General features: G+C 69.8%; 19 protein-coding genes and 1 tRNA gene. 15 read left to right on the top strand and 5 right to left on the bottom strand.

What is annotated here, in order from left to right; translation table 11 throughout:
* Nucleotides 1-59 precede the first annotated feature (59 nt).
* The 4 genes from C4B68_RS20940 (at nucleotide 60) to C4B68_RS41995 (ending at nucleotide 2,629) form a co-directional block, all read left to right on the top strand.
* Nucleotides 60-647 carry an HhH-GPD-type base excision DNA repair protein gene (locus C4B68_RS20940; RefSeq protein WP_099505393.1) on the top strand — a complete coding sequence of 196 codons (588 nt, stop codon included), beginning with the start codon at nucleotides 60-62 and terminating at the stop codon, nucleotides 645-647.
* Nucleotides 648-1,168: 521 nt separating this feature from the next.
* On the top strand, nucleotides 1,169-1,837 hold the full coding sequence (locus tag C4B68_RS20930; protein WP_099505414.1) for an HdeD family acid-resistance protein: 669 nt from the start codon (nucleotides 1,169-1,171) through the stop codon (nucleotides 1,835-1,837).
* Between the two features lie 174 nt (nucleotides 1,838-2,011).
* Complete coding sequence (locus tag C4B68_RS20925; protein ID WP_099505395.1) at nucleotides 2,012-2,389, top strand: hypothetical protein; 378 nt, start codon at nucleotides 2,012-2,014, stop codon at nucleotides 2,387-2,389.
* 99 nt (nucleotides 2,390-2,488) lie between these two features.
* Nucleotides 2,489-2,629: a hypothetical protein gene (locus C4B68_RS41995; RefSeq protein WP_167459129.1), complete on the top strand. Its 141-nt coding sequence runs from the start codon at nucleotides 2,489-2,491 to the stop codon at nucleotides 2,627-2,629.
* Nucleotides 2,630-2,719: 90 nt separating this feature from the next.
* Here the strand turns inward: C4B68_RS41995 and C4B68_RS20920 are convergent, their stop codons facing one another.
* A complete protein-coding gene (locus C4B68_RS20920; protein ID WP_180289361.1) occupies nucleotides 2,720-4,384 on the bottom strand; it encodes a helicase HerA-like domain-containing protein in 1,665 nt (554 codons plus the stop codon).
* Nucleotides 4,385-4,489: 105 nt separating this feature from the next.
* Between C4B68_RS20920 and C4B68_RS20915 the strand changes: the two genes are divergently transcribed.
* The gene (locus tag C4B68_RS20915; protein ID WP_003999914.1) at nucleotides 4,490-4,786 is read left to right on the top strand and encodes a type II toxin-antitoxin system VapB family antitoxin; all 297 of its coding nucleotides are present in this window, start codon (nucleotides 4,490-4,492) and stop codon (nucleotides 4,784-4,786) included.
* 167 nt (nucleotides 4,787-4,953) lie between these two features.
* Complete coding sequence (locus tag C4B68_RS20910; protein WP_167459128.1) at nucleotides 4,954-5,595, top strand: LytR C-terminal domain-containing protein; 642 nt, start codon at nucleotides 4,954-4,956, stop codon at nucleotides 5,593-5,595.
* A 99-nt stretch (nucleotides 5,596-5,694) separates the two neighbouring features.
* On the opposite strand, the gene upp is transcribed toward C4B68_RS20910, so the two are convergent.
* Nucleotides 5,695-6,330: a uracil phosphoribosyltransferase gene (gene upp / locus C4B68_RS20905; protein ID WP_099505416.1), complete on the bottom strand. Its 636-nt coding sequence runs from the start codon at nucleotides 6,328-6,330 to the stop codon at nucleotides 5,695-5,697.
* A gap of 164 nt (nucleotides 6,331-6,494) precedes the next feature.
* Here upp and C4B68_RS20900 point away from each other — a divergent pair, with 164 nt between their 5' ends.
* From C4B68_RS20900 to C4B68_RS20885, 4 genes are all read left to right on the top strand, one after another.
* On the top strand, nucleotides 6,495-6,677 hold the full coding sequence (locus tag C4B68_RS20900; RefSeq protein ID WP_180289362.1) for a hypothetical protein: 183 nt from the start codon (nucleotides 6,495-6,497) through the stop codon (nucleotides 6,675-6,677).
* A 261-nt stretch (nucleotides 6,678-6,938) separates the two neighbouring features.
* Nucleotides 6,939-7,472, top strand: coding sequence for a tRNA adenosine deaminase-associated protein (locus C4B68_RS20895; protein ID WP_099505398.1), 534 nt, complete (start codon nucleotides 6,939-6,941; stop codon nucleotides 7,470-7,472).
* 132 nt (nucleotides 7,473-7,604) lie between these two features.
* Nucleotides 7,605-8,066 (top strand): tRNA adenosine(34) deaminase TadA, encoded by a 462-nt coding sequence (tadA, locus tag C4B68_RS20890; protein ID WP_099505417.1) that lies wholly within the window; start codon nucleotides 7,605-7,607, stop codon nucleotides 8,064-8,066.
* Nucleotides 8,067-8,120: 54 nt separating this feature from the next.
* Nucleotides 8,121-8,205, top strand: a tRNA-Ser gene (locus tag C4B68_RS20885).
* Nucleotides 8,206-8,258: 53 nt separating this feature from the next.
* Here C4B68_RS20885 and C4B68_RS20880 read toward each other — a convergent pair.
* The gene (locus C4B68_RS20880) at nucleotides 8,259-8,867 is read right to left on the bottom strand and encodes a CE1759 family FMN reductase (RefSeq protein ID WP_099505399.1); all 609 of its coding nucleotides are present in this window, start codon (nucleotides 8,865-8,867) and stop codon (nucleotides 8,259-8,261) included.
* Complete coding sequence (locus C4B68_RS20875; protein WP_099505418.1) at nucleotides 8,864-9,991, bottom strand: CE1758 family FMN-dependent luciferase-like monooxygenase; 1,128 nt, start codon at nucleotides 9,989-9,991, stop codon at nucleotides 8,864-8,866. The genes C4B68_RS20880 and C4B68_RS20875 overlap by 4 nt, the downstream gene beginning before the upstream one ends.
* 357 nt (nucleotides 9,992-10,348) lie before the next feature.
* Between C4B68_RS20875 and C4B68_RS20870 the strand changes: the two genes are divergently transcribed.
* From C4B68_RS20870 to C4B68_RS44420, 5 genes are all read left to right on the top strand, one after another.
* The gene (locus C4B68_RS20870; protein WP_099505400.1) at nucleotides 10,349-10,528 is read left to right on the top strand and encodes a hypothetical protein; all 180 of its coding nucleotides are present in this window, start codon (nucleotides 10,349-10,351) and stop codon (nucleotides 10,526-10,528) included.
* Between the two features lie 55 nt (nucleotides 10,529-10,583).
* Nucleotides 10,584-10,877, top strand: a complete 294-nt coding sequence (locus C4B68_RS20865; protein WP_099505401.1) for a Dabb family protein — start codon at nucleotides 10,584-10,586, stop codon at nucleotides 10,875-10,877.
* Nucleotides 10,878-11,136: 259 nt separating this feature from the next.
* On the top strand, nucleotides 11,137-11,988 hold the full coding sequence (locus C4B68_RS20860; protein WP_240634726.1) for an RNA polymerase sigma factor SigF: 852 nt from the start codon (nucleotides 11,137-11,139) through the stop codon (nucleotides 11,986-11,988).
* Between the two features lie 244 nt (nucleotides 11,989-12,232).
* The gene (locus tag C4B68_RS20855; protein WP_099505403.1) at nucleotides 12,233-13,129 is read left to right on the top strand and encodes an RNA polymerase sigma factor SigF; all 897 of its coding nucleotides are present in this window, start codon (nucleotides 12,233-12,235) and stop codon (nucleotides 13,127-13,129) included.
* Between the two features lie 505 nt (nucleotides 13,130-13,634).
* Entirely contained in the window at nucleotides 13,635-13,925 is a 291-nt protein-coding gene (locus C4B68_RS44420) for a hypothetical protein (protein WP_306511525.1), read from the top strand.
* 57 nt (nucleotides 13,926-13,982) lie between these two features.
* On the opposite strand, the gene C4B68_RS20845 is transcribed toward C4B68_RS44420, so the two are convergent.
* Nucleotides 13,983-14,180, bottom strand: coding sequence for a hypothetical protein (locus tag C4B68_RS20845; RefSeq protein WP_099505405.1), 198 nt, complete (start codon nucleotides 14,178-14,180; stop codon nucleotides 13,983-13,985).
* Between the last annotated feature and the right edge of the window lie 94 nt (nucleotides 14,181-14,274).

Raw genomic sequence — 14,274 nt, 5'->3', positions numbered from 1 at the left:
GGTGCGGACCGGGGTGGTCACGGCGCGCGACCCGCCCCCGTACGCGCGATCATCGGTGCATGGACGTCACCCTTCACCTCGCCCAGCAGCCCGAGGCCGACGAACTGCTGGGCCGCAGCCCGCTCGCCGCCCTCACCGGCATGCTGCTGGACCAGCAGGTACCCATGGAGTGGGCCTTCTCGGGGCCTTACACGATCGCCCAGCGGATGGGGACGGACGACCTCGACGCCCACGAGATCGCGGCGTACAACCCGGAGGAGTTCACCGGGCTGCTCTCCGCAAAGCCGGCCGTGCACCGGTACCCCGGCTCGATGGCCAAGCGCATCCAGCAGCTGTGCCAGTACCTTGTGGAGCACTACGACGGAGACGCGAGCGCCGTCTGGAAGGACGTCGACACCGGGGCCGAACTCCTCAAGCGCCTCAAGGATCTCCCGGGTTTCGGCGCCCAGAAGGCCCAGATCTTCCTGGCCCTCCTGGGCAAGCAGCTCGGCGTACGTCCCAAGGGCTGGCGCGAGGCAGCGGGTGCCTACGGCGAACCGAAGTCCTTCCGCTCGGTCGCGGACATCACGGGCCCCGACTCACTGGCGAAGGTCCGCGCGCACAAGCAGGAGATGAAAGCCGCGGCCAAAAAGGCCTCCAGCAAGTAGCCGCCGGTTCCTCGCCCCCCGCCCGGCGGTGCGGCCCCCTGGGTTTTCGCCCCCTCCGCCCCTATCCCATCCCGTACCTGGGGGCTGCCGCCCCCAGACCCCCGTTTCGGCCTGAACGGCCTCGTCCTCAAACGCCGGACGGGCTAAAACACTTACGGCGGCCGGGGGCGCGGCTCGTCGCCTCGCCCTCGAACGCCGGAACGGGCTGAAACCACCCTCGCCGGACGGACCGAAAGGCACCGCCGACCGCGGTGTGGGGGACGCACGCCCCCACCCACCCGCAGCCGCCGACGCACGGGAGGGGTCGTGCCGGTACATCACATGCCCCTCGCCCCGTCCGGATCTGGAAACGGCTCCTGTAATCCAACGCCTGATCCGGCCACGACGGGCGGATGTACCGGCACGGCCCCGACCCACCACCGGCAGAAAGCGAACCGCCAAGCAACAGCGGAAGCGTAAGCGTGTCCTCCACACGGGTCATCCCGGTGGCGAGCAGCCGCGACCCGTTCACAGCATGGCGTATGACCGAGCCACCGGACAGCACCCCCTGGGGCCCCCAGTACGACGACCGCCGCGTCCACGCGGCGAGCGCCGCGCACGAGCGCCTGGGCGAGCCCGAACCCCCACTCGAGGGCCCCCTGCACGCGCTGTCCCGCGCCGCCTGGCAGGCCGTCCTGGCCGCGGGCATCGCCTCCCTGATCCTGGGGATCCTGGTCCTCATCTGGCCGGGCGCCTCCCTGCTCGCAGCCGGCATCCTCTTCGGCCTCTACCTCCTCATCAGCGGCGTACTCCAGCTGGTCTCCGCCTTCGGCACCCACAAGACGACCTCGCTGCGCGTCCTGGCCTTCGTCAGCGGCGCCCTGTCGATCCTGCTGGGCCTGTTCTGCTTCCGCGGCGCCATGCAGTCGATCCTGCTGCTCGCGCTGTGGATCGGCATCGGCTGGCTGATCCGCGGGATCACCCACACGATGGCGGCGGTCTCCGACAAGTCGATGCCCGCGCGCGGCTGGCAGATCTTCCTCGGGATCCTCACCGTCATCGCCGGCGCCGTGCTGATCGTCTCGCCGTTCGAATCGGTCGCCATCCTCACCGTCGTCGGCGGCATCTGGCTGATCGCGGTCGGCGTCACCGAGATCATCACCGCCTTCCGCATCCGCTCGGGTGCCCGGACCGTCCCCCACGTCCTATGACGGCCCCCTACGCCGCCGCCGTGACCGCCCTCCGCGCCGCCCCCTGCGCCGCCCCCTGCGCTTCCGGCGGTTTCCGCCCCCGGCGTCCGCTCCCCGCCCGCCAGGTACGCCAACAGGGCGGATCTCCCGGCCGACCCGATGAACCACCCGCCTTCGGTGGGGACAGGAGGTCTCATGAGCCCCACCCCGCGCTCCCCGCACCCGCTGCGCCGGCGCGCGCGAGCGCGGGGAGGGGCTCTCTCAGGCGCCTGGCCACCAGGCTCCTGGCTACGCCTCCTCGTCCTGCTGGTCGTCGCGCTGCTCGCCACCGGGCCGCATCCCCAGGAGTTCGCCGCGTCACCGAGCGCCGCCGCCGTCGCGACCACCGCCACCGAGTACGACGTACTCGACACGGCGCTGCGACCGCCCGCCCGCCAGGGACACCGCCCGCTCGCCCCTCTGCGCCCCGACACGGAACACCCGGAGCAGGAGCCCCGCTCCCTCCCCGTACACCTGCCGCTTCCGTGTTCCCCGACTTCGCACGCCCTCCGCTGCGTGGTCCTGCGCTGCTGAAAGTCCCGGCCTCCGAACCGGTCCCTCACCAGCGGAACCAGCGGAACCAGCCAGATCAGCGAGATCAGCGAATAGCCCAGCGAACCCAAGGACATCCCCATGCCCAACGACCCCTACGCGGTCCTGCGCGCCCTGGTGCGCGCGGAAGCCGTACGCAACGCACCGAAGCAGCCGAAACCGCAGCCCCAGCCGGACGAACAGCAGCACAAGACCCGCCCGCAGGAACACGGCCGGAACTGATCGCACAGGCGACCGCCTGCCGTCCTTCCGGGGACGGGGCGGTCGCCCACAGTCGCCCTGCCGGCGGCGCTGCCGACAATGAGCGAGCCCTTACCGGCGACGCCGAGCCGTCCCGAAGAGCGACCGCGTGATCTCCCGCCCGATCTGCGTACCGATCGACCGGGCCAGGGACTTGAACATGCCGCTGCCGACGACCTGTTCGACCACGGAGGGCTGCTCCTTGGGCCGCCTCTCCCGCTGGTCCCGCATCTCGTCGGGCCCTTTCGCCCCGCCACCGGAAGTCCCGCCGGAAGCCTTCGCCTCCGCGAGCCTCTCGTACGCCGACTCCCGGTCGACGGCCTGCGCGTACCGCCCGTACAGCGGTGACGACGTCACGGCCCGGTCGAGGGCTGTCGCGTCGACCGGCCCCATCAGGGACTGCGGCGCCCGCAGCCGCGTCACCGCGACCGGCGTAGGCGCGCCCTTCTCGCTCAGCACGGTGACGACGGCCTCGCCGGTGCCGAGAACGGTGAGGTCCTCCTCCAGGTCGTACGCGGAGTCGGGGAAGGTCTTCACGGTGGCTTTCAGGGCCTTCTGGTCGTCCGGGGTGAAGGCGCGCAGCGCGTGCTGGACGCGGTTGCCGAGCTGGGCGAGGACATCGCCGGGTACGTCCTTCGGAGTCTGCGTCACGAAGAAGACGCCGACCCCTTTCGAGCGAATCAGCCGCACAGTCTGCGTGATGGAGTCCAGGAAGGCCTTCGACGCGTCGTCGAAGAGCAGATGGGCCTCGTCGAAGAAGAAGACGAGCTTCGGCTTGTCGGCGTCGCCGACTTCCGGGAGGTCGTGGAAGAGGTCGGCGAGCAGCCACATCAGGAACGTCGAGAAGAGCTGCGGTTTGTCCTGGACCTCGGGGAGTTCGAGGACGGACACCACGCCCCGCCCGTCCGCCGCCGTACGCAGCAACTCGCTCGTGTCGAACTCCGGCTCCCCGAAGAAGGGGCTCATGCCCTGCGCCTCGAAGGCGGTGAGGGAACGCAGGATCACGCCCGCCGTGGCGGTGGACAGGCCGCCGATCCCCTTCAGCTCCTGCCTGCCCTCGTCCGAGGTCAGGAAGGCGACGACCGCGCGCAGGTCCTTGAGGTCGACCAGCTCCAGGCCCTTCTGGTCGGCGTAGTGGAAGATCAGGCCGAGCGACTGCTCCTGGGTCTGGTTGAGTTGGAGCACCTTGGACAGCAGCACCGGGCCGAAGCTGGTGATCGTGGCGCGTACGGGGATGCCGTGGCCCATGCCGCCGAGCGCGTAGAACTCGGCCGGGAAGCCGTTCGGCGTCCACTCCTGGTGGACGTCCTGGGCGCGTCCCTGGACCCTCGCCGCGGGCGCACCCGGCGCCGAGATCCCGGAGATGTCGCCCTTGATGTCGGCGAGGAACACGGGCACGCCCTGGGCCGACAGCTGCTCGGCGATCAGCTGGAGCGTCTTGGTCTTGCCGGTGCCGGTGGCGCCCGCGACCAGGCCGTGCCGGTTGAGCATCGGCAGCGGGATGCGGATCTGCACATCGGGCAGGCACTGCCCGTCCCAGAGCAGGGCGCCCAGATCGAGGGCGGGACCGGTGAAGGCGTACCCGGAGGCGATCTCCAGGGCCTCCTGGGGGAGCGCGCGACCGCTCGCAGCGGTCTCGGGAGCGGTCGCCCCAGGACGCGCCGCAGCGGTGCGGGGACCGGTGGCGGGCCCCGGCTGCGGATCGGTGGCCGGAGGCATGGTCTCGCTGTCACTCATATCAGGCCCCTGTTCCCGCTTTGCACCTGTTTGCGGCGTCTTTTCCAGCGTCGCACTCCGTCGCCCTGGCTGCGCCCGGAACGTCTCGACCGGTAGGCTTTCCGTGTGATCTTCAAGCGCATCGGAAACGGCCGGCCGTACCCCGACCACGGCCGGGAAAGCACCCGGCAGTGGGCGGACGTCGCGCCGCGCCCGGTCCGCCTCGATCAGCTCGTGACGACCAAGGGCCAGCTCGACCTGGAGACGCTGCTCGCCGAGGACTCGACGTTCTACGGCGACCTCTTCGCGCACGTCGTGAAGTGGCAGGGCGACCTGTACCTGGAGGACGGCCTGCACCGCGCCGTCCGCGCCGCGCTGCAGCAGCGCCAGGTGCTCCACGCGCGCGTCCTCGAACTCGACTGACGCCTCGTCCGACGCGACGGCTGACGCCCCGTCCGACACGGCTGACACGCCGTCCGACGCCTCAACCGGCGCCGGGCCACGACCGTGTTGACCCTTTTGGGTTGGACTGACCGGCGTCCAATGATCATCTAGTAGGCATTGCCGCCCGAGCGCACTACGCTGCGCCCATGAGCATGCTGACTCCCCCAGGCATGGGCGGCGAGTACCGGATCACGGGGGACAAGTACCCGCGGATGCGCCGACCCCGGGGGCGCCGCAGGCTCGCGTTCCTGGTCGTCGCCTCCGTCACCGCACTCGGGCTGATCGGCTGGGGAACCCTGCAGCTCATCGACGTCTTCACCGGCGGCGACAAGGCCAGGGCCGCGGGCCCCAAGGCGGACTGCGCGTCGAAGGTGAGCGCCTCGGCATCGGCGCCCGCTCCCGACACCAAGGCCCTGCCCAAGCCCGGACAGATCACCGTGAACGTCCTCAACGCCACGCCCCGCAGTGGGCTCGCCAAGAAGACCGCGGACGAGCTGGCGAAGCGCGGCTTCAAGATCGGCGAGGTGGGCAACGCGACGGCCGCGTACGACAAGAGGGTCGCCGGCGCCGGGATGCTGCTCGGCGCGAAGGAGGCCTACGCGACCGCGCTCCCCGTCCTCAACACGCAGCTGTCCGGCGCCCAGCTGAAGACCGACGGCCGCAAGAAGCCCGCCGAGGTCGACCTCATCATCGGCAACGGCTTCAAGTCGCTGACGCAGAAGAAGGACGCCGACAAGGCCCTGGCCCTCCTGGCCAAGCCCCAGCCGACGCCCACGTTTTCTTGTTAGAGCTCGGTTCGCCTCCGGGGCGCAGAAGCCTGTGTCGAGAGGCCGATCGTGCTCGGCCTTCGGTTCACTCGCTGTAGGGCGCCGTAGGCCTAGCCGGCCTTACTCCGCGGCCCCGTACATCCGGTCCCCCGCGTCGCCGAGGCCCGGGACGATGTAGCCGTGCTCGTTGAGCCGCTCGTCGACCGATGCCGTGACGACGGTGACCGGGGTGCCCGCCAGCTCGCGCTCCATGACCTCGACGCCCTCCGGGGCGGCGAGGAGGACCACGGCGGTGACGTCGTCGGCGCCGCGCTTGATCAGCTCCTGGATCGCCGCGACGAGCGTGCCGCCGGTGGCCAGCATCGGGTCGAGGACGTACACCTGGCGCCCGGAGAGATCGTCCGGCATGCGGGTGGCGTACGTGGAGGCCTGGAGCGTCTCCTCGTTGCGCACCATGCCCAGGAAGCCCACCTCGGCGGTCGGCAGCAGCCGCACCATGCCGTCCAGCATGCCGAGGCCCGCGCGCAGGATCGGCACGACCAGCGGGCGCGGGTGGGAGAGCTTGACGCCCGTGGTGGAGGAGACCGGGGTCACGATGTCGACCTGCTCCGTGCGCACGTCCCGGGTGGCCTCGTAGGCGAGCAGGGTGACCAGCTCGTCGGCGAGCCGCCGAAAGGTCGGAGAGTCGGTGCGCCGGTCGCGCAGGGTGGTGAGTTTATGGGCGACCAGGGGGTGGTCGACGACGTGGAGACGCATGTCCACAACAGTAACCGGGCCTCGGGCACCCGACACCGCCCCGCCCGGCCCGGCCCGCGACACCAGCCGCCCAGCAAGGCGAGGCCTCCTCTGTCACCCGTCCGCTGGCATCAAACCGCCCATCAGAGGGAAAGTGGGAGGGACGGACCTGGGGTGGTGTGGCTGTGCGGAACCCGGAAGAGGAGTCACCCGAGCGGCTGGAGGCCGACGCCGAACGCAGGAGGCGGCGGGCTCAGTTCCTGCGGGAGCTCGCCGAGGCGCGCGAACTGCGCGACCGGGTCCAGCCCCGCCGCGCCAAGGCCGCACGACTGCGCCACGCCATGCGCATGCGCACGTTCCGCTGGTAGCCCACACCCGGCGAATCGGGTGACCCGCCCGCGGCGCGACAGCCCGTGTCGGGCGGGGAGGTGCGTACGCGGCGCCGACGGCCGCGTACGATCCGCTGGTAGCGATCAAAAGAGGCAGACACAGCAGGCGGAAGACATCCCCTCAACGCTCTGTTTCTGCCACGATTCCGAGTGGGTGGGGCTCGGAGCAGCACGCCCCGCCCTCAGCCTCCGCCGGGGGGACCCCCAACCGGCACGCCTATGACCAGTGGGAGAGTCACGGTGTACTTCGCCGCACTGCTCGCGCGCACCGAAGACGGGTGGGAAGCGAGCGACACAGAGCTCGACGATGTGGAGACCCTGTCGGATCTGACCGACCTGGCCCGTGAAGCCTCGGACGAGGACACGGTGCTCGTACTCATCGAGCAGGAGGACGCGTGGTTCGGCGTCGTCCGCGTGGACGGCGAGGAGGACCCTCGTATCTACGTCTCGGACGCCGCCGCCGCTGCCCGCAGCTCGTACGGTGAGATCCTGCTCACGGACGAACTACTAGGACGGGAGCCGGGCGACGACGACGCCGACCTGGACTCCCTCGACCTGGACGGCACGGAGGACGGTGAGCCCGAGAACTCCGACGACGAGGAGGACGAGAGCGCGTCCGGCGAAGCCGTCTCGCACAGCCCTGTCGGGGACCGCGACATCCTCGCGGACCTCGGAGTGAGCGAGAAGGAACTGCTCGCCCTGGACGAGGGCGACGCGCTCAGCACGATCGCCGACGCTCTGGGAGCGGCGGAGGTCCTGGAGACGGTCCGCTAGGCTGCGCCGGGCCCTGGAGACCTCCCGTAGGTCTCCGCAGGTCCTGGCGGCGGCTTCCGCTAGGTTCCCCGGGTGAGCACCACCGAGGAGAATCCACAGCCCGATCCGGTACGCGACCGCTGGCGGCCCGCGATGCGGCTCGCCCTGGACGAGGCCCGGCGGGCCGTCCGGGGCGGGGACGTTCCCGTCGGCGCCGTCGTGCTGTCCGGGGACGGTACGACGGTGCTCGCGACCGGGCACAACGAACGCGAGGCCACCGGCGATCCGACGGCGCACGCCGAGGTCCTCGCGCTGCGCAGGGCCGCCGACCGGCTCGGGGAATGGCGGCTGTCCGGCTGCACGCTCGTCGTCACCCTGGAGCCCTGCGTGATGTGCGCGGGCGCGCTCGTGCAGTCCCGGGTGGACCGGGTGGTGTACGGCGCCCGCGACGAGAAGGCGGGCGCCGCCGGCTCCCTCTGGGACCTCGTACGCGACCGGCGCCTCAACCACCGGCCCGAGGTGATCGAGGGCGTCCTCGCCGACGAGTGCGCGCGGCTCCTCACCGACTTCTTCCGGGGCCCCCTGAGCGGGCCGCGGAACGAACCCCCTGGATGAACCCCCTGAATACTGATTTCTGAGCAGGGCCCACCGTGCTGTAAGGTCTCCCTCGGTAGCGTGTCCGAGCGGCCGAAGGAGCTCGCCTCGAAAGCGAGTGTGGCGCAAGTCACCGAGGGTTCAAATCCCTCCGCTACCGCAGATAACCGAAGGGCCCGGTCCAATGGACCGGGCCCTTCGGCGTTCCCGCATTCAGGCGATGCCGCCCAGCAGTTGCTGCATGGCGGCGACGTCTTCCTCGGCCGCGTCGCGTCGTGCGCGGGGACCGCACCCGCGCAGCAGACGGGCGAAATCGGCCGCGGCGGCGTCGATGCGTCCCGCCAGGGCGTACCCCGTCTGCGAACCGAAGTCACTGGTGGCGGCGTAGACGGCACGGGGGGAGACGATCGCGTGCAGGTAGGAGAACATCGGCCGCAGCGCGTGTTCGAGAACCAGGGTGTGCCGCTCGGTTCCGCCGGTCGCGCCGATGAGGACGGGCATGTCCCAGAGGATCCGTTCCGGCAGCACGTCGAAGAAGGACTTGAACAGCCCGCTGAAGGAGGCGTTGAAGGCGGGCGTGACGACGATGAGGCCGTCCGCGTCCGCGACCGTCTTGAACGCCGTCTCCAGTTCTTCCCCGGTGAACCCCGTCAGCATGGCGTTCATGATGGGGTGACCGAGGGGACGCAGTTCCACGAAAGACGGCTCAACCGTTTCGCCGGCCTCCTCGAGTTCGCTGGTCACGGCCGTCAGCAGCCGGTCCGCGAGGAGTCGCGTCGAGGACGGCTCGCGCAGGCCGCCTGTGATGATCGTCAGTTTCATCGCGGTTCCGGATTCTCTTGGTCGTTACCGGTGGACTGCGGGGTGCTGTCGCTGCGCCGGGCACGCAGGAGTGAGGCGTGGGTCGGTGCCGCCGGTACGTCGGCCGGCCTGCCGACGGCGAACTCCTTGCGGAGCACCGGCACCACTTCTTCACCCAGAAGTTCGAGCTGTTCCAGCACCGTCCTGAGCGGGAGGCCGGCGTGGTCCATGAGGAAGAGCTGGCGCTGGTAGTCGCCGACGTAGTCGCGGAAGCTCAGCGTCTTCTCGATGACCTCTGCCGGTGATCCGACGGTCAACGGCGTCGACGCAGTGAAGTCCTCCAGCGACGGGCCATGCCCGTAGACAGGGGCGTTGTCGAAGTAGGGGCGGAATTCACTGACCGCGTCCTGGCTGTTGCGGCGCATGAAGACCTGTCCGCCCAGTCCCACGATGGCCTGTTCCGGCGTGCCGTGCCCGTAGTGCGCGAAGCGCCGGCGATACAGCTCCACCATCGACCGCGTGTGAGAGGCGGGCCAGAAGATGTGGTTGGCGAAGAAGCCGTCTCCGAAATAGGCCGCCAGCTCCGCGACCTCGGGCGTGCGGATGGAGGCGTGCCAGACGAACGGCGGAACGTCATCGAGGGGGCGCGGCGCAAGCGTGAAACCTTGCAGCGAGGTACGCAGTTTCCCCTCCCAGTCCACCGTCTCCTCGCGCCACAGGCGGCGCAGCAGCCCATAGTGCTCGACGGTCAGCGGGATCGCGTCGCGGATGTCCTGCCCGAACCAGGGGTAGACAGGGCCGGTGTTCCCCCGTCCCAGCATGATGTCGGTACGCCCGCCGGAGAGGTGCTGCAGCACACTGAAGTCCTCGGCGATCTTGACCGGGTCGTTGGTCGTGATCAACGTGGTCGAGGTCGACAGAATGATCCGCTTGGTCTGCGCGGCGATGTAGGCGAGCAGCGTCGTCGGCGAGGACGGCACGAAGGGCGGGTTGTGGTGCTCGCCGGTGGCGAAGACGTCGAGTCCGGCCTCCTCGGCCTTCCGGGCAATGGCGACGGTGGCCCGGATACGCTCCGCCTCGGTGGGCGTGTGCCCTGTGGTGGGGTCTGTGGTGACGTCGCCCACGGTGAAGATGCCGAACTGCATCCCGGTCGCTTCGAATGTCTCCACGCCGAGCTCCCTCCGGGCTCCCCGGCCGAGGTGGACCCCGGCCTGGCATGCGCTGTCGCACCCGTGTGCGGGACCCAATCCGACCCGGCCTGACCAGGCTCTCCGGCCGAGGTCGGCCTCCATGCGCGGCGTTGCCGCAACAGGTCCCCCGGCACCGATCGGACCTCATTCGCCATGGTTTCACGCTCGCGGTGATCTCGCAGAACGTGCCGTCCGGCGGGACCCCAAGGCCCTCGAAACCGCAGGCCGTTGGTCCTGGAGAGCGGCGTGAAGGTTACACTCACCGCCGGCAACAGGGGGCTCAGTGGGCGCAGCAGTCACAGGGAGGCCGCGATGGCGGTGAATGCGAAGAAGATCGCCATCTATGTGCTCGTGGTCTTCGTGCTCTACGTGATCATCACAGACCCGGCGAAAGCGGCCGATTACGTCCAGATAGGCTTCGAAGGCATATCGAACGCCGCTCGGGCCATCGGCGACTTCATGACCTGGATCGCCGACGGGGCCGGTGACTGATGCCGGACTGAGCCGGCGGGGGCAGCGCAAAGAACCGCATCACCAGGGAGTGCCCATGATCCGCCATCTGGTCCTCTTCAAGCTCAACGAGGGCGTCGAGCGCGACGACCCGCGCGTCGTCGAGGGAGTCGCCGCCTTCGGCACACTCGGCGACCAGATCCCCGAGCTTCGGTTCTGGGAATGCGGCTGGAACGTCACCGACCGGCCCATCGCGTACGACTTCGCGATCACCTCGGCGGTCGACGACGCGGCCGCCCTGAAGCGCTACCTCGAACACCCGGCGCACGTCGCGGGCGTCAAGCCGTGGGCGGAGTTCGCCACCTGGGTGATCGCCGACTACGAATTCTGAGCCGGCCGACCAAAACGTTCGGAGCCGTACGGCCGATCCGTTCCAGGCCGTACGACCGCGAAACCCCTCACCGAGAGCCCCTCGCCGGAACCGGTGAGGGGCTTTTGCGCATATTGCTCCATAGCGCCCCAACTATCCCTCAACACGGCATTATGCGGTGCTTGCACACAGTGCACATGTCTTGTGATGCTATGACCGCTTTTGACGGAGATGAGTTGACGGATACGTCGACGGATCGTTGACGAATGAAGAGGTGGCGTTGACCGTGTCGGCCAGTACTGCGCCGCCCCAGGAGGGAGCCCCGGCTCCGGCCGAGGCCCCGCCCCAGGAAGTCGCGCCGGAGCGGCGCCGCGGCGCTGATACCCGGGCCCTCACGCAGGTGCTCTTCGGGCAGCTCAAGACGCTGGAGCCGGGCACACCGGAGCACAACCGCGTACGCGGGGCGCTCATCGAGGCCAACCTCCCCCTCGTCCGGTACGCGGCCGCCCGCTTCCGCAGCCGCAACGAACCCATGGAGGACGTCGTCCAGGTCGGCACGATCGGCCTGATCAACGCGATCGACCGCTTCGACCCCGACCGGGGCGTGCAGTTCCCGACCTTCGCGATGCCCACCGTCGTCGGCGAGATCAAGCGGTACTTCCGCGACAACGTCCGCACCGTCCACGTACCGCGCCGGCTGCACGAGCTGTGGGTGCAGGTGAACAGCGCGACGGAGGACCTGACGACGGCGTTCGGGCGCTCGCCCAGCACCGCCGAGATCGCCGAGCGACTGCGCATCACCGAGGACGAGGTGCTGTCCTGCATCGAGGCGGGCCGTTCGTATCACGCCACCTCCCTCGAGGCGGCCCAGGAGGGCGACGGACTGCCGGGCCTGCTCGACCGCCTCGGCTACGAGGACCCCGCACTCGACGGCGTCGAACACCGCGACCTCGTACGCCATCTCCTCGTACAACTGCCCGAGCGCGAACAGCGCATCCTGCTCCTGCGCTACTACAGCAATCTGACGCAGTCACAGATCAGCGCGGAACTGGGAGTCTCCCAGATGCACGTGTCAAGGCTTCTGGCCCGTAGCTTCGCGCGTCTTCGATCCGCAAACAGGATCGATGCGTAACCGCTGAGAGCGAATCGCTCAGCGGCCGCTTTTCCGACAGTTCCCCGCTGAAAAACCGTCAGACCCCCTCTTTCCAGGGCTGATTCACCCCCTACATGTCGACATGTCACTACAGCGTGTTGCCGACATGTGACATTCTGCGGGAAGCGCGTTTGCCGCGGCCCCACCTCCGGTATTCAGGTGGAGGCTGCGTTCCTCCGACGGGAGCGACTGCCGCGACCGTCCACGACCCAAAGGGGGTGGCATGTCCGCAGACCAGGGCAGCTCGAAGGTGCTCACGCTCACGAAGAGCGAGTCAGCGCCCGAGGCGCACGACGCGCTTCACGATGTCCCTGCCGCCGAGGCCCCGGAAGCCGTCCTGGCCCCCGAGTCCTCCGGCGCCATCGACACCCGCACCCTGTCCCGCTCCCTCTTCCTGCGGCTCGCCGCACTCGGCGAGAACAGCCCGGAGCGCGCCTACGTCCGGGACACCCTCATCGAGCTCAACCTCCCGCTCGTCCGGTACGCGGCCGCGCGCTTCCGCTCCCGCAACGAGCCGATGGAGGACATCGTCCAGGTCGGCACGATCGGCCTGATCAAGGCGATCGACCGCTTCGACTGCGAACGCGGCGTCGAGTTCCCGACGTTCGCGATGCCGACGGTCGTCGGCGAGATCAAGCGGTTCTTCCGCGACACGTCGTGGTCCGTGCGGGTACCCAGGCGGCTGCAGGAGCTGCGGCTCGCCCTCACCAAGGCCAGCGACGAGCTCTCGCAGAAGCTCGACCGCTCCCCGACGGTCACCGAACTCGCCGCCGTCCTCGGCGTGTCCGAGGAGGACGTGGTCGACGGCCTCGCGGTCGGCAACGCGTACACGGCGTCGTCGCTCGACTCCCCCGCCCCCGAGGACGACGGCGGCGAGGGCTCCCTCGCGGACCGCCTGGGCTACGAGGACACCGCCCTGGAGGGCGTCGAGTACCGCGAGTCCCTCAAGCCGCTCCTGGCCAAACTCCCGCCCCGCGAGCGCCGGATCATCATGCTCCGCTTCTTCGCCAACATGACCCAGTCGCAGATCGGCGAGGAGGTCGGCATCTCGCAGATGCACGTCTCCCGGCTGCTGACCCGCACTCTGGCGCAGCTGCGCGACGGCCTCATCTCCGACTGACCATCCCCGCAGGGTTCATAATTGACGGTCCGTCAGCCACACTGGCGCGATGCGTCAAGGGTCGATACGGGGTCGCCGGGCTGCCCTTGCGGGCGCCTCGGCGACCGTGCTGTGCCTGGGTGGCGTGGCGGCCGCGTGCGGGAGCGGCGGGGGCCCGGACGGGTACGTGGCGGTGCAGGCGCCTCAGCAGTCCGGAGCGGTCGTGGCTCCCACCGGGGATGTCTCCCTCATGCCGCTCGACGGCGGCGGGACTGCCTCCGGCCTCAACGAGGCTGCTCCGGACGGGAGTTCCGGACCAGAGGGGGCACCGCCTTCCGAATCCGACGGCTCCGGGCCGAGTACGCGTACGGAAGCCGGAGGCGTCGCCACGTCGTCGTCTATGCCCTCACCCTTGCCGGAGGGCGACAACTCCGGTCGTACGAGCGGGGATTCGGGACGCGCTGCGACGCCGCTGCCCCCGACCGCACCCGGATCCCATGCGAGCCCCCAGCCCGCCGTACTCAGGGTGGGCGATCCCAGGCGTGAGGCGACCGAAGAGCGGTGGTGCGAGAAGGTGACCGTCTCCTTCCGCAACACCGGTGGTACGGCGGTGCGTTCGGGCACGGTGACCTTCGGGACGCACATCATCGGGGCGCTCGGGATCGACTGGGCGACGATCGAGTCCACCGAGGACCTTCCCGCGCCGATCGCCGCCGGCGCGAAGAAGGACAAGACCTGGACGGTGTGCGTCGACGCATGGCATGTGCCGCTGGGCATGCACATCAAGACGCGGGACGTGTCCGTCCAGTGGAAGTAGGGGCTTCGCCCCCCAAGCAGCTCCCCGGGTTACTCCCCGCCCGAGTCGCCCCCCGGGTTACTTCAGGGCGAGCCAGGCCACGGCGGCCACGACCGCGATGGCGAGGACGACGCCGACGATCAGGCCGATGCGGGGGCCCGCGGGGGCGGCCGCCTGCTGCTGCCGGCCCTGGGGGGCGTCGTCGACGAAAGCGCGGAACATCTGGGTGCTACCCGCGGGGTCGTAGTTGCCCTCGGGGCCCTGGGTGTTTGCCATAGGTCAGGACCCTAGCGAATACGTGGGGGCTGCCCAAGTGCCGGGTTCCTCTGCACGCCTGCTTCCCCGGTGCCCGGGGTTGCCGCGGACCTCG

This window comes from Streptomyces dengpaensis (assembly GCF_002946835.1).
Lineage (GTDB): Bacteria > Actinomycetota > Actinomycetes > Streptomycetales > Streptomycetaceae > Streptomyces > Streptomyces dengpaensis.
This window is presented reverse-complemented; position numbering and strand designations above follow the sequence as displayed.